General features: G+C 74.5%; 12 protein-coding genes. 6 read left to right on the top strand and 6 right to left on the bottom strand.

The window, feature by feature from the left end:
- Nucleotides 1-25 precede the first annotated feature (25 nt).
- Nucleotides 26-1183 (bottom strand): acyl-CoA dehydrogenase family protein, encoded by a 1158-nt coding sequence (locus ACIPEQ_RS01600; RefSeq protein WP_402713643.1) that lies wholly within the window; start codon nt 1181-1183, stop codon nt 26-28.
- A 23-nt stretch (nt 1184-1206) separates the two neighbouring features.
- On the opposite strand from ACIPEQ_RS01600, the gene ACIPEQ_RS01595 reads away from it, so the two are divergent.
- Nucleotides 1207-1998: an SGNH/GDSL hydrolase family protein gene (locus ACIPEQ_RS01595; RefSeq protein WP_402713641.1), complete on the top strand. Its 792-nt coding sequence runs from the start codon at nt 1207-1209 to the stop codon at nt 1996-1998.
- A gap of 100 nt (nt 1999-2098) precedes the next feature.
- Here ACIPEQ_RS01595 and ACIPEQ_RS01590 read toward each other — a convergent pair whose 3' ends face one another.
- Complete coding sequence (locus ACIPEQ_RS01590) at nt 2099-3508, bottom strand: serine hydrolase domain-containing protein (RefSeq protein WP_402713639.1); 1410 nt, start codon at nt 3506-3508, stop codon at nt 2099-2101.
- 10 nt (nt 3509-3518) lie between these two features.
- Entirely contained in the window at nt 3519-4853 is a 1335-nt protein-coding gene (locus ACIPEQ_RS01585; RefSeq protein ID WP_402713637.1) for a D-alanyl-D-alanine carboxypeptidase family protein, read from the bottom strand.
- A gap of 192 nt (nt 4854-5045) precedes the next feature.
- On the opposite strand from ACIPEQ_RS01585, the gene ACIPEQ_RS01580 reads away from it, so the two are divergent.
- On the top strand, nt 5046-6239 hold the full coding sequence (locus ACIPEQ_RS01580) for an acetamidase/formamidase family protein (protein WP_402713636.1): 1194 nt from the start codon (nt 5046-5048) through the stop codon (nt 6237-6239).
- Nucleotides 6236-7807 (top strand): AtzH-like domain-containing protein, encoded by a 1572-nt coding sequence (locus ACIPEQ_RS01575; RefSeq protein WP_402713634.1) that lies wholly within the window; start codon nt 6236-6238, stop codon nt 7805-7807. Before ACIPEQ_RS01580 ends, ACIPEQ_RS01575 begins: the two co-directional genes overlap by 4 nt.
- 28 nt (nt 7808-7835) lie before the next feature.
- On the opposite strand, the gene ACIPEQ_RS01570 is transcribed toward ACIPEQ_RS01575, so the two are convergent.
- Nucleotides 7836-8663: a TrmH family RNA methyltransferase gene (locus tag ACIPEQ_RS01570; protein WP_402713632.1), complete on the bottom strand. Its 828-nt coding sequence runs from the start codon at nt 8661-8663 to the stop codon at nt 7836-7838.
- Between the two features lie 74 nt (nt 8664-8737).
- Here ACIPEQ_RS01570 and ACIPEQ_RS01565 point away from each other — a divergent pair, with 74 nt between their 5' ends.
- The 3 genes from ACIPEQ_RS01565 to ACIPEQ_RS01555 all read left to right on the top strand — a co-directional run bounded on the left by ACIPEQ_RS01565 (nt 8738) and on the right by ACIPEQ_RS01555 (nt 11143).
- Nucleotides 8738-9652: a Sir2 family NAD-dependent protein deacetylase gene (locus tag ACIPEQ_RS01565; RefSeq protein ID WP_402714202.1), complete on the top strand. Its 915-nt coding sequence runs from the start codon at nt 8738-8740 to the stop codon at nt 9650-9652.
- Nucleotides 9649-10284 carry a histidine phosphatase family protein gene (locus tag ACIPEQ_RS01560; RefSeq protein ID WP_402713631.1) on the top strand — a complete coding sequence of 212 codons (636 nt, stop codon included), beginning with the start codon at nt 9649-9651 and terminating at the stop codon, nt 10282-10284. Before ACIPEQ_RS01565 ends, ACIPEQ_RS01560 begins: the two co-directional genes overlap by 4 nt.
- 133 nt (nt 10285-10417) lie before the next feature.
- On the top strand, nt 10418-11143 hold the full coding sequence (locus ACIPEQ_RS01555) for a hypothetical protein (RefSeq protein WP_402713630.1): 726 nt from the start codon (nt 10418-10420) through the stop codon (nt 11141-11143).
- Between the two features lie 57 nt (nt 11144-11200).
- Here the strand turns inward: ACIPEQ_RS01555 and ACIPEQ_RS01550 are convergent, their stop codons facing one another.
- Together ACIPEQ_RS01550 and ACIPEQ_RS01545 are read right to left on the bottom strand one after the other, a co-directional pair.
- Nucleotides 11201-12274 (bottom strand): glycosyltransferase family 4 protein, encoded by a 1074-nt coding sequence (locus tag ACIPEQ_RS01550; protein ID WP_402714201.1) that lies wholly within the window; start codon nt 12272-12274, stop codon nt 11201-11203.
- Between the two features lie 5 nt (nt 12275-12279).
- Nucleotides 12280-13269, bottom strand: a complete 990-nt coding sequence (locus ACIPEQ_RS01545; RefSeq protein WP_402713628.1) for an alpha/beta fold hydrolase — start codon at nt 13267-13269, stop codon at nt 12280-12282.
- Nucleotides 13270-13496: the final 227 nt, after the last annotated feature.

Raw genomic sequence — 13496 nt, 5'->3', positions numbered from 1 at the left:
CCGCTCGGCCCTGACCGCCTGCGGCTCAGGCGAGCGGCCCGAGCTCCGCGGCGGCGATCGTCCGCGCGGCCGAGTCCCGGGTCGACGGGTGGTACTGCCCCGCGCGGACGTCCCGCGCCAGCCGGGCGAGCTCCGACGACGCCCGGAAGGCCGACCCGCCGGCGAGCCGCAGCGCCTCGTCCACGACGTGCTGCGCCGTGTCCACCGTCCGCGCCTTCGTGCCGACGAGCAGCGGGAACCAGCGGGGTCCGAAGTCGTCGAGCTCGTCGACGGACCGTGCCAGCGACGACACCTGCAGGGTGACCGCGTCCACCGCGCCCCGGAGGTCGGCGACCGCGCGGCGCACGTCCGGGTCCTGCGAGCGCGGGACCCCGTCGCGCCCGTGTCGGCCGGACACCGCCGCGACGGCCAGCTCGACCGCCCGCTCGGCGATCCCGATGTACACCGACGCCACGAGCAGCTCGAACGCGGCGAACACGCCGAAGACGAGCGGGTCCTGCGTCGGACCGACGGGGAGCACCCGGACGATCCGCGACGCCGGCACGTGCACGCCGCGCAGCAGCGTCGTGCGGCTCTGGGTGGCCCGCATCCCGAGCGTGTCCCAGTCGTCGAGGTGCTCGACGTCACCGTCCGACCGCAGCACGAAGCCGTGCACGAGGCGCGGCTCCGGCCCGCTGGTGTCCTTGCCGAACACGCTGAGCACGTCCCACGCGGGCGCGAGCGAGGTGGACACCTTCGTGCCGGTGAAGCGGTAGCCGCCGTCGCCGTCCGGCTCCGCCGTCGTCGACGAGTCGAACAGCACGGCGTCGTTGCCCGGTTCGCTCACGCCGAACGCGAGCAGGTGGTCGTCCGCCGCCCGGTCGGTGACGGTCTGGAGGAACGACCCACCTCGCGCAGCGACGGCGCGCGCCGCCTGCACCCACACCTGGTGCATCCCGAGACCGAGCGCGGTCGCCGGTGCGGCCCGCGCGAGCCGCCGCTGCAGCGCACTCGTCGCGGCGAGGCCGAGACCCGCGCCGCCCTGCTCGACGGGCACCCCGATCCGGAGCCAGCCCGCCGCACGGAGCTCGTCGAGGTCCTCGGCGCAGAACGCGTTCTCGGCGTCGTACCGCGGCGCGCGGGACGCGATCCGCTCCAGCAGGTCCTCCGGCAGCGTCCACACGGGGTCGTCGACCAACGTCATGCGACGAGACTACGGTCGGAGGGGTGTCAGCTCGTCATGCGTGGTCCAAGTACGTCGCGATCGGTGACTCGTTCACCGAGGGCATCGGCGATCCCGACCCCACCGTCCCCGGCGGTCACCGCGGCTGGGCCGACCGGGTCGCCGAGGTCCTCGCCACGGGGTCCGACGGCTTCTCGTACGCCAACCTGGCGATCCGCGGGCGCCTGCTCGGCCAGATCGTCGACGAGCAGGTGGCGCCGGCGCTCGCCCTGGGCCCCGACCTCGTCACCGTGTCGGCCGGCGGCAACGACATCATCCGCCCGGGCTCGGACCCCGACGAGCTCGCCGAGCGGTTCGACGGCATGATCGAGCGGCTCCGGAGCGACGGCGCGACCGTCGTGCTCTTCACCGGCCCGGACGTCGGCATGACGCCCGTGCTCGGCATGGTCCGTGGCAAGACGGCGATCTACAACGAGAACCTGCACGCGATCGCGCTCAAGCACGGCGCACTCGTCGCCGACATGTGGGCGCTCCGGGTCCTCCGCGATCCCCGGATGTGGGCACCGGACCGGCTGCACCACTCGCCGACCGGGCACGCGACGGTCGCCGCGGCGGTCCTCGACGCCCTCGGGGTCGACCACGGACTCGACCCGGTGACGCCGGAGCCGCTCGAGCCGCGGCCGTGGCGGGAAGCCCGCGTCGAGGACCTGGGCTGGGCGCGCGAGTACCTCGTCCCCTGGGTCGTGCGCCGCATCCGGCACACGTCGTCCGGCGACGGCATCAGCGCGAAGCGTCCCGGCCTGCAGCCGGTCTCCGGGACCTCCGACACGCCCTGACCGAGAGGCCACGACGCCGGTGCACCCCCGGACGGACGCTGCAACCCCGAGTGCGCGGGCGCGGTGTCCGGACGGGGGCGCGACCGGTCAGCGCGACCGGTCAGGCGACCGGGCGACGCAGCGTCAGCGGCCCGTCGTGCAGGGGCTGGGTGATCCACTCCCCCGACGCCGTGCCGGTCGCGGGGTCGAGGCGGAGCCGGGCGGCGTGCGGGGTCTCGACGAACCGGACGACGACCTGCACGCCACCGTCGGCGTCGGTCGCGGCGCTCGCGGCGAGCGGTCCCTCGACCGCCCACGCTCCCTGGCCGACCGGGAACGACAGCAGTCCGCCGTCGACGTCGACGGTCAGGCGCCACGCGGCAGCGTCGGTGTCACGGCCGGTGTCGGTGTCGGGCTCCAGCCGGAGCCCCTCGAGCACGCCGTCCGACTCGTACGAGCCGGCCACGGGGCCGGCGAGGCGACCACCCTGCACCGGGGGCAGCCCCAGGGAGGCGAGGCGGGCCTCCAGGCCGGCGTCCGCCTCAGGGTCGAGGTCACTCTCGGCACCGTCCTGCGGCGCGATCGCCGGCAGCAGGTGCTGCCAGGCGGCGTCGAGCACGGCCTGCATGTCGAGCGACTGCCCGGTCAGGGCGAGCACGACGTCCTGCTCGGGGAGCACCACGCAGAACTGCCCGTAGGCGCCGTCGCCGCGGAAGCCGTGGCGGGCCATCCAGAACTGGAAGCCGTAGCCCTGCTGCCAGTCGGCGTTCTCCTCGTCGGGGTTCGCGACCTGCGTGCTCGTCGCGGCGTCCACCCAGTCCTCGTCGAGGATGCGCCGGCCCTCCCACACGCCGCGCTGCAGGTACAGCTGGCCGAGAGCGGCGACGGCGGCCGTCGGGGCGTACGCACCGCTGAAGCCGAGCTCGGCACCGGTCTCGTCGCGCTTCCACGCCAGGTCGTCGATGCCGAGCGGGTCGAGCAACCGCGGGCGCAGGTAGTCGACGAGCGACTCGCCGCTGGCCCGACGGACGATCGCGGCGAGCGTGTACGTGCACGGCTGGTTGTACGCGAAGACGGAGCCGGGCTCTTCGTCGGGCGGGGTCAGGAGGAACCCGCGCACGAGGTCGTCGGGGTCGGTGGCCTCGGCCCGCTGCAGGGTCTCCTCGCGGTGCCCGGAGGCCATCGCGAGGAGGTGCCGGACCCGGATGCGGCGGCTGCGCTCGTCGGTGACGTCCGCGTCGAGCTCCGGGAAGGACGACAGCACGGTGGCGTCGAGGTCGACGAGCCCCTCGTGCACGGCGATGCCCACGGCGGCGGCGGTGAAGCTCTTGCTCAGGGAGTACAGCAGGTGCACGCGGTCCGCGGCGTAGGGCGCCCACCAGCCCTGCGCGGCGACACGGCCGTGCCGCAGCAGCACGATGCTGTGCGGTTCGACGTCCGGGGTCGACTCGAGGGCGTCCAGGAACGCGGACACCCCGCGTGCGTCGATGCCGAGGGCGGACGGGGTGCTGCGCGGGAACGTCGTCGTCACGTCGGAGAGCCTACGCGGCGAGCCCCCAGCGCCCCGCGGACGCGGCGCCGGTCAGCAAGGTCGCCGCGGTGGTCTGCCGGGCAACGGCCGTCGGCCCGGTCGCCGCGGTCGTCTCGACGCCGCGGAACGGGTTCGTCCAGCGCCACCAGAGCCCGGGGTCCTCGATGGAGCGTTCGAGTTCGAGCGGCACCGTCACCGGGTCGTGGTGCTCGATCGTGAACCGGACGGTCCCGACCCGCTCACCGCGCTCGCCGAGGGTCAGGCTGTCGAGCCGGGTGCGGGCCCTGACGGTCGTGTCACCCCACACGAGCACCTCCGCAGCCTCGGCGGCGACGGCGTCCGCGTCGTCGCGCCAGGGCGTGGAGTAGGTGCCGAAGGTCTGGCCGGCGTGCGTGAGCGTGACCACCTGGAAGTTGTCGGCGACCGAGCGGAGGAGGGTGCGGACGTCGACGTCGAGCGATGGGTGGTCCTTGCCGCCGAGCATGACGCCGACGACGGTGACCTGACGTCCTCCGCGCTGGTACGTGGCCGCGAAGAGCAGGCAGGCGCCCGCCTGGTCGAGCGTGCCGGTCTTGATGCCCTCGATGCCGTCCATCCCGAGGAGCTTGTTCGAGTTCTCGATCTGCCCGGCCCCGGGCACCGTCACCTGCTGCGTGCCGACGATCTCCTTCACCACGGGGTCCGCGAGCGCGAGCTGTCCGAGACGCACGAGGTCCGTCGCGGTGGACTGGTTGGCGGGGTCGAGGCCCGTCGGCTCGTGGATCGTCGTGTCGTCGAGCCCGTGCGCGTCGAGCCAGGCCGAGGCGGCGCGCTGGTACGCGTCCATCGACCCGAAGGCCCAGAGCGCCAGGGCGCCTGCGTAGTTGTTCGCCGACTTCATCAGCATGACCTGCATGGTTTGGTACTCGGACAGCTGCAGACCGTCCGGCATCGGGGCCACTTCACCGTTCTGCGCGAGGTACTCGGCGTACAGCGCATGCATCTGCGGGTCGAAGCGGATGGCGGGCCCGGACTCCCCGCGCGCCAGCGGCTTCGCGTCGAGCACGACGAGGGCCGTCACGACCTTGGTGATGCTCGCGATCGACCGCGGCTTCGTGTCGCCGCTGGTGCGGAGGCTCTCCGGGAAGCCGGTGGCCTGCACCGCGGTGGCGCCGTAGCCCGGGAACCGCAGGTCCGGCAGGGTCGAGGTCGGAGCGGAGTACTTCGTCGTGGTGGCGCTCGCCGGGGCGAACGGCACGACCGCGGCGGCCACCAGGTACCCGACGGCGAGCAGGAGCACCGCGACGACACCGATCGTCACGGGCCGCCGGACGGCGGAGCGGGGGCTGCGGTCGACACGGGGCACGGGAACCGAGGGTACCGGGCGGTCCCGGGGTGCCGGCCGTCAGCGGGCCGCGTGCCGACCGAGCCGGTCGTCGACGCCGCCGCCCCCGTCGTCACCGCCGTGGCCGTCGCAGCGCGGCCACCGTGTGACGAACACGTAAAACTCCGCGCTTCGGCCCGCGCTGTGGCGCGCACTGCCCCTAGCGTGCTGGACATGCACCACGGAACCACCCCGGGCGCCGCGCACGGCGACCGCAGCACCGCGCCGCCCACCGCCACGGCCACGGCCACGGCCACGGCCGTCGACCGGGTCACCGACCCGGCGGCCCCGGTGACGGTGCTCCAGCCGGGGACCGGCCCCGTGCGTTCGACCCGGTACCTGCCCGCCGAGGCCGACCGGGTGCTCTGGGGGCGGCTCCCGAACGGCGACGACCGCCCCGTCGTCACCCTCGCGCCCGGCGACGACCTGACGATCGACACGGTGAGCCACGAGGGACTCCTGCCGGACCAGGGCAGCGACCCCCTCGCCTTCTTCGGCCGCCACGGCGTCCCACCGGAGCACGTGCTCGCCGACGCCGTCGCCATCGCCCGCCACGGTCGCCGCGACCCCGATCGGGACGGCCCGCACGTCGTCACCGGTCCGATCGCCGTCGCGGGGGCCGAGCCGGGGGACGTCCTGACCATGACCGTGCTCGAGACGCTCCCCCGCGTGCCGTACGGCGTCGTCTCGAACCGACACGGTCGCGGAGCCCTGCACGGCGAGTACCCGGTCGACGGGCGGACCGTGAGCGTCTTCGCCGACGTCGTGCCCGGCGACGACGGGCCCCGCGGCCGCATCCCGATCACCGAGGGCGGCGACCGGTACGCCCGCTTCCCGCTCGCACCCTTCCTCGGCATCATGGGCGTCGCCACCCCAGGCGAGCGGCTGCACTCGGTCCCGCCCGGACGCCACGGCGGCAACATCGACGTGAACCTGCTGCAGGCCGGTGCGCAGCTGCACCTGCCGGTGCTCGTGCCGGACGCCCTGGCGTACGTCGGCGACCCGCACTTCGCGCAGGGCGACGGCGAGGTCGCACTCACCGCCATGGAGGCCTCACTCCGCACGACCGTGCGCTTCGACGTGACGCCGGCCGCCGAGGCGGCGCAGCAGTTCGGGGAACTGGTCTGGCCGCTCGTCGAGACGCAGGACCTCCTGGTGCCGACCGGACTCGACCCCGACCTCGACGAGGCCGTCCGCGCCTGCGTCCGGCACGCGATCGCGATCCTCGGCGCCCGGTACGGCATGGAGCCGCACCTGGCGTACGCCTACCTCAGCGCGGCGACGGACTTCGACGTCTCGCAGGTGGTCGACCTCGTCACCGGGGCGCACGCCCGCATCCGCAAGGCCGACTTCGCGGACGTCCGGTGAGCGCCGCACGGCCGACCGGTGGTCCGACCGCACCCGCCGGACTCCTCGACGCGCTCGACGCGTACGAGCGCGCGCTCGCCGACGACGACCTGGCAGCGCTCGACGACGCCTTCGTCCGCTCCCCCGGAACGCTGCGCGGGGACGACCGCGGGCTGCTCGTCGGGCACGAGGCGATCAGCGCGTTCCGCGGGACGCGCGGGGGCATCGCGCCGCGGCACCTGAGCCGCGTCGAGGTCCGCGTGCTCGCCGAGGACCTCGCGCTCGTGGTCTCGGTCTCCGCCTTCCGCGACGGCGGGTCGGGCCTGCAGACCCAGCTCTGGCGCCACGACGCCGACGCGTGGCGCATCGAGGCGGCGCACGTCACCGGCCGACCCCGTCCCCTCGACACCACGGTGTGGCGCGTCGTCGGCGACCCGCTCCTCCCGCCCACGGGCAGCGGCCCGCTCGACGGTGCGACGGTCGCCGTGAAGGACCTGTACGCCGTCGCCGGGCACCGCGTCGGCGCCGGCAACCCGACCCACCTGCGGGAGTCGGAGCCCGCGGCCGCGTCCGCCGCCGCGGTCGCCGCGCTGCTCGACGCCGGAGCATCGATCCGCGGCATCGCGCGCACCGACGAGTTCGCCTACGCCCTGACCGGACGCAACGAGCACCACGGCACGCCGCCGAACGGTGCGGACCCGTCGCGGGTGCCGGGAGGCTCCTCCAGCGGATCCGCATCGGCCGTCCGCTCCGGCGCGGCGGACGTCGGACTCGGCACGGACACCGCGGGATCGCTGCGGATCCCGGCCTCCTACCAGGGCCTGTGGGGCCTGCGGACGACGCACGGCCTCGTCGACCGTGCGGGGCTGCTGCCGCTCGCACCGTCGTTCGACACCGTCGGGTGGCTGACCCGGGACGCCGACACCCTGGTCCGGGCCCTCGACGCCTCGGTGCCGCACGACGCGGACCGCGCGTCGGAGGCCGGGGTCCCGGTCGTGCTCGCCGAGCTCCTCGCCGCCGCGGACCCGGCGACGCAGGACGCCTTCAGTGCGGTCGCGGGCCACCTGCCGGTCGTGACGCTCGACGACCTCGGGATCCCGCCGCTCGACGACCTGCGCGAGCTCCTGCGGCTCGTGCAGGGTGCCGAGGCGACGGCGGCGCACGGAGCGTGGATCGCCGCCCACCCCGGTGCGCTCGGCGCCGTCGTCGGGCAGCGGTTCGCCGCCGCCGCCGCGAACCCGCCGGAGCTCGTCGACGGCGCGCGGGACCGCTTCCCCGCAGTGCGTGCCGCCGTCCGTGCGGCACTGGTCGGTCGACTGCTCGTCACGCCGACCGCGCCCGGGCCGGCACCGTCGCTCACGGCCGACACGACGGAGCTCGAACGGGTCCGGACCGCGACGACCACCATGACCGCGCTCGCGAGCGTGGGCGGGGTGCCCTCGGTGAGCGCCCCCGCGCTCGGTGTGGACGGCGCGCCCGTCGGGCTGTGCCTGACCGGCGGGACCGGCACGGACCGCGCCCTGGTGACCACGGCGGCTCGCTGGCTGCGCGACGGGGTCGGGACGGGCCTCCCGGCCGGAGCTGCCTGAACCGGTGCGGCGGGCCGTCGCCGAGCGGTCAGGTGGTCGGTCGTGCTGCGCGCTGCGCGTGCGTGACCGCCCAGAGCCCGACGGCGCTCGCCGCGGCCACGTTGAGCGAGTCGACCCCGTGCGCCATCGGGATGCGGACCGTCGTGTCGGCCGAGGCGATGGCGGCGTCGGTGAGCCCCTGCCCCTCCGTGCCCATCACGAGCGCGACCCGCTCGGGGACGTCGGCGACGAACGCGTCCAGGTCGACCGAGCGGTCGGTGAGCGCCATCGCGGCCAGGTGGAAGCCCTGCGCGCGGAGTTCCTCGCCCGCGGCCGGCCACTCGCCGATGCGGGTCCACGGCACCTGGAGCACCGTACCCATGCTCACCCGCACGCTCCGGCGGTAGAGCGGGTCCGCGCAGCGGGGGCTGACGAGCACCGCGTCCGCACCGAGCCCGGCCACGCTCCGGAACACCGCACCCACGTTGGTGTGGTCGACGACGTCCTCGAGCACGACGACGACCTTCGCGTCCCGCACGACGTCGGCGACGGACGGCAACTCCGGGCGGTGCATCGCGGCGAGGGCGCCACGGTGCATCCGGAAGCCGGTCAGGTCCTCGAGCAGTGCGTCCGGTCCGACGAAGACCGGGCCCTCGTGGTCCGCCACCAGGGGCAGCACGCTGTCGAGCCACTTCTCCTGCACGATGACGCTCCGCGGGACGTGCCCGGCGCGGACCGCGCGCTCGATCACCGTGTTCGACTCGGCGATGTAGAGCCCACCCTCCGGCTCGGTGACCCGGCGCAGCGCCACGTCGGTGAGCCGGGCGAAGTCGTCGAGGCGGGGGTCGTCGAGGGAGTCGATGCGGACGGCGTGCACGGGGCTCGTTTCGTGGGAAGGCGGCTGGGCGTTCGGCTGTTGAGGGTACCGTGGACGACGTGCTGACCGACCCGATGACGGACGAGCTCGACCGCGTCGTCGAGATGCTGGCGGGCAAGCGTGTCGCCGTGCTCTCCGGCGCCGGGCTCAGCACCGACTCCGGCATCCCCGACTACCGCGGCGAGGGCCGTGTCGTCCGGAAGCCGATGACCTTCCAGGAGTTCCGCTCCGACCCGGCGAAGCGCCAGCGCTACTGGGCCGGCTCGCACCTCGGGTGGCGGACCTTCGCCGCCGCCCGCCCGAACACCGGCCACCGGGCGCTCGCAGCGCTCGAGGACGCGGGTGTCGTCGCCGGGGTCGTCACGCAGAACGTGGACGGACTGCACCTGCGCGCCGGGTCCCGACGCGTCGTGGAGATCCACGGTTCGATGGACCGCGCGGTGTGCCTGACGTGCGGGCAGGTGTTCTCACGTGCCGACCTGGCCACCGTCCTCGACCGCGAGAACCCGTGGATCGACGAACCCGGCACCGTGCAGCTCCAGCCGGACGGCGACGTGGAGATCACCGACGTCGAGCGCTTCCGGGTGCCGGACTGCTCGGTCTGCGGCGGGGTGCTGAAGCCCGACGTCGTGTTCTTCGGCGAGTTCGTGCCCGCCGAGAAGTTCCGCGAGGCCGTGTCGATCGTCGCGGACGCCGACGCCCTGCTCGTCGTCGGATCGTCGCTCACCGTGAACTCGGGCGTCCGGCTCGTCGACCACGCCACGCGGCGCAAGCACCCGGTCGTCATCGTGAACCGCGGGGCCACCCGCAGCGACCGGCGGGCGGCCGCGAAGCTCGACGCCGGCACCACGGAGACACTCGAGGCACTGGCCGCACGGCTCGTGCCGGCGTCGGCTGGTCCGGCGTCGACCGGCCCGACGTCCGATGCTCCGGGCTCGGCGGCTCCGGGCTCGGCTGCTCCGGTGCCCTCTGGCAGGATCGACGGGTGACGACGCTCCTCACCCTGGTCCGGCACGGCGAGACCGACTGGAACGCGCAGCGACGCATCCAGGGCTCGACCGACATCCCCCTCAACGACACCGGTCGGTCCCAGGCCGCGGCCACCGCGCTGCTCCTCGGTCGGCGGCGGTTCGACGCCGTCGTCGCGTCACCGCTGTCGCGCGCGTTCGAGACCGGCGCGATCATCGCCCGCCACCTCGGGCTCCCGGAGCCCGCGACGTACCCGGGGCTCGCGGAGCGCTCGTACGGCGAGGCCGAGGGGCTCACCGACACCGAGGTCGCCGAGCGCTACCCGCACGACGAGATCCCCGGACGGGAGTCCCGCTCCGCCCTGCTCGCGCGTGCGACCGAGACCCTGGCCGAGATCGCGGTCCGCTTCGACGCCGGGTCGGTCGTGGTCGCGACGCACGGCGCCGTCATCCGGGCCGTCGTCAACGCTGCCGCTCCCGGCACGGCGGACCGGTACACGACGCCGATCCGCAACGGCTCCGTGCACTCGTTCCGCTGGGACCCCGAGCGGTTCCGAGCCGAGCTCGTCCGCTTCGACGACCCGCTCGACGAGGTCTCGGAGCAGACGGGCGACGAGTCCTTCGCCGAGCAGAACCCGCTCGAGCGCCGGTAGCGCGCGCAGCGGACCGGTACACGACCGTTACCCGCGGCCGCCGGATCGAGAGGACCCACCCGGACTAGGCTCCGCTCCACGGGCGACCCGACCACCGCCCGGTGGTGCTCGCACCCGTGCTCGAGGAGGGGCCGTGACGAACCAGGGACCTGCGGACGACCGCGTCGACTCGACGGACGACCTCGACCGCGCGTTCGGTCCCGACACGGCCTCGATCGCGACGGCGTCCACCGGCCAGCGGTTGCGACGCGGCACCGTCATCACGCTGTCCTTCGTCGCGGCCGGTGTCGTCATCGCCGTCGTGCTCTCGACCATCGTCGGCAGCATCCAGACCGGGGTCGGCGGCGTGTTCCCCCGTCCGCAGGCAGCGCTCGACCGGTTCCGCACCGCGGCGACCGAGGTCGCGGGGGTGCGCGGCGTCCGCGACGAGGAGACGACGCACGACTCCCTGGCGGCGTACCGGGTGTCCGCCGTGGTCGACGCGGCAACGGGGCTGTCCCACGGCCAGCAGGTGGACATCACCCGGGCACTCAGCGCGGCGGCCGCCGACGCGGACGGCAACGGGGTCGCCGTGTCGGCGGAGGTCCGGTTCGACACCATGGTGATCGGGGTCACCACGGACGCCGAGGTCACGCGCCAGCGACTCGAGGTCGCCCGGTCGGTGGCGGGGATCGGCGGTGTCGTCGCCGTGCGGTGCGACTGGGCCACCGACGCGCCGTCGAACGACGCAGCCGCGCAACGGGTCGAACTCGTCACGGCCGCCACCGACGTCGCCCTCGCGGCGATCACGGACGTCGCCCAGCGCGCGACGCACGACGTCTTCCCCGACGCCGGCGTCAGTGCGCGCCAGCCGTCCTGACGCCACGCTCCTCGTCGTCCGCACGGCCGACCACTGCGGTCGGCACGGCGGCTCCCGTCACCCGCGCTGCCGGTCCGCGACGGCCTGCTCGACCGCGCGCGTCACCTGCTCCGCGGAGTCCTGCCACCGGAACCGGGCCGCCCGCTCCAGCGAGGCCTGTGACGCCTGGTCCCACCGGTCCTCGAGTCGGCGGACCGCGGCGGCCACGGCCGACGGCGAGGACGGATCGAAGTACTCCGCGGCGTCGCCACCGATCTCGCGGAAGATCGGGACGTCGCTGACGACCACCGGCGTCCCGACGCCCATCGCCTCGACCAGGGGGATGCCGAAGCCCTCGTCGTACGAGGCCGTCGCCAGTGCGGTCGCGCCGCGCAGGGTCTCCAGGTACTCGTCGTCCGAGGCGCCGTCGTGGAAGACGATCGACCCCGCCGGCGCCAGGGCCTCCAGTCGGCGTCGATCAGCATCGGACACCCGTGACATGCAGTGCAGCGTCCAGTCGGCGCCGAGCAGGGGCAGTGCGGCCGCGAGCGTCTCGACGTTCTTGTACGGCATGAACGACCCCATGTAGACGAGCGTCCGGGAACGTCCGGCAGCGGGGTCGCGCGGCGCGGCGGGATCGGCCGCGTTGTACGCCACGGTCACGGGACGCTTCGTCAAGCGGTGCCGCTCGATCAGCCCCGCGGTGGTCTCGGACACCGTCACGACGCCGTCCGCACCGTTCAGCAGCACCCGCTGCGGCGCCCAGCTCAGGTGGAAGAGCCGCCACCCCAGCCGGATCGGCCACGAGAACTCCCGTGGAGGCGTGCGGTTCCGGTAGTAGATGAGGTCGTGCAGGGTGAGCACGAGCGCGTAGCGCCGGCCGCGGGAGCCCATGGTCTGCATCGGCGAGAACACCGCGTCGAGCCCGAGCCGGTTCACCGCTCGGGCCACGAACGGCTCACCGGCGTCCGTCGGTGCGGGGATGCGCTCCCACGGGATGCCGTCGGGCAGTGACTCGAGCTGCCGCTCGTCGTGCACGAGCAGCACGTGGTCGTGCCGGTCGGGCAGGTGCGCCACGATGCCGGCCGTGAAGCGGCTGATGCCGTCATGTCGTCCGATCCGGACGTACCGGCAGTCGATGCCGATCCGCAGGCGGCTCACGACGCCGACTCCCCCGACGTCGACTTCCCCGACGCTGACTCCGCCGACGTCCGCTTCGTCCCGCGCGCAGGACCGCGTCCGGCTCGACGCCGGGTCGCGGGCTCCGCCATCCGACGGAGGACCGCGTCCGCGGCGGCCCCGGGCGTCTCGTAGTGCACGAGGTGCCCGACCTCGGGCACCACGACGAGCTCGGCGTCCCGGAGTCGCTCGGCCAGCGCCCGCTGCTCGGGCAGCGCCGTGATGTCGTCGTGCTCCGCCGCGACCAGCAGGACGGGCACGTCGATGCGATCGGCGTACTCGGAGACGTCGTGCGTCACGGAGGTCCGGAACGCCTCGAGCACGCTCGTCCGGTCCGCGAACGCCGAGAAGTACCGGTCGTGCTGGTCGTGCACCCACCGGCGCAGATCGCGGTCACGCGACTTGAGCATCGCGAGGCTCATCGCGCGGACGATCGCGCGGTTGCGGAGCAGCCCCAGCCCGACCGGCCTCGGCAGCACCGCGCCGGCACGGTAGTAGCCGATCGCGATGCCGGTCCCGATCGCGCGTGGGCCCTGCAGTGCAGGCGCGGCGATCGGGTTCACGAGCACGAGCAGCCGCGTGTCGAGGCCGGCTGCGACCGCGGCCGCCGTGACGATCGACCCGAAGGAGTGGCCGAGCACGACCGTGTCCGGACCGAGGCCGAGCGCTCGGTGGAACCCGGTGAGCCAGCCGACGTACGCGTCGATGTCCGAGACCGGCAGCGGGTCGGAGATCCCGAACCCGGGCAGGTCGGGGACGACCACCCGCACGCCGCGCAGGTGGGCGGCGATCGTCTCGAGCCCGTGGTGGTCACCGCGGAACCCGTGCACGGCGAGGACCGTCTCGGTCGCGTCGGCCGGGCCGTACTCCCAGTAGTGCGTGGTGCGGCCGTCGACCGTCACGGCCCGGTGCACGACCGGGGTCGCGGCGACGAGCGACTGGTACGGGGAGATCACGGGGGGTTGCATCGCGGCCAGTCTACGAAGCGGGAGCAGGCGGGGGTGCGCCCCGCGCCCGGCTGGTGAGGACGGCGGGCGGGAGGCACGCTGTGGAGGGGTGTCGCGCCTCCCGGCCGCGCCGCCGAGGTCGGACCGTCCGGCCGCGCGACGCGGTGGCGAACGCGACCCGCGGACAGCAGCAGGAGCACGCGCCTACTGTGGCCGGAGTCGGGCCACGTCGCCGGCCCGCCGACGAC

The organism is Curtobacterium sp. NPDC087080, assembly GCF_044745105.1.
Lineage (GTDB): Bacteria > Actinomycetota > Actinomycetes > Actinomycetales > Microbacteriaceae > Curtobacterium.
This window is presented reverse-complemented; position numbering and strand designations above follow the sequence as displayed.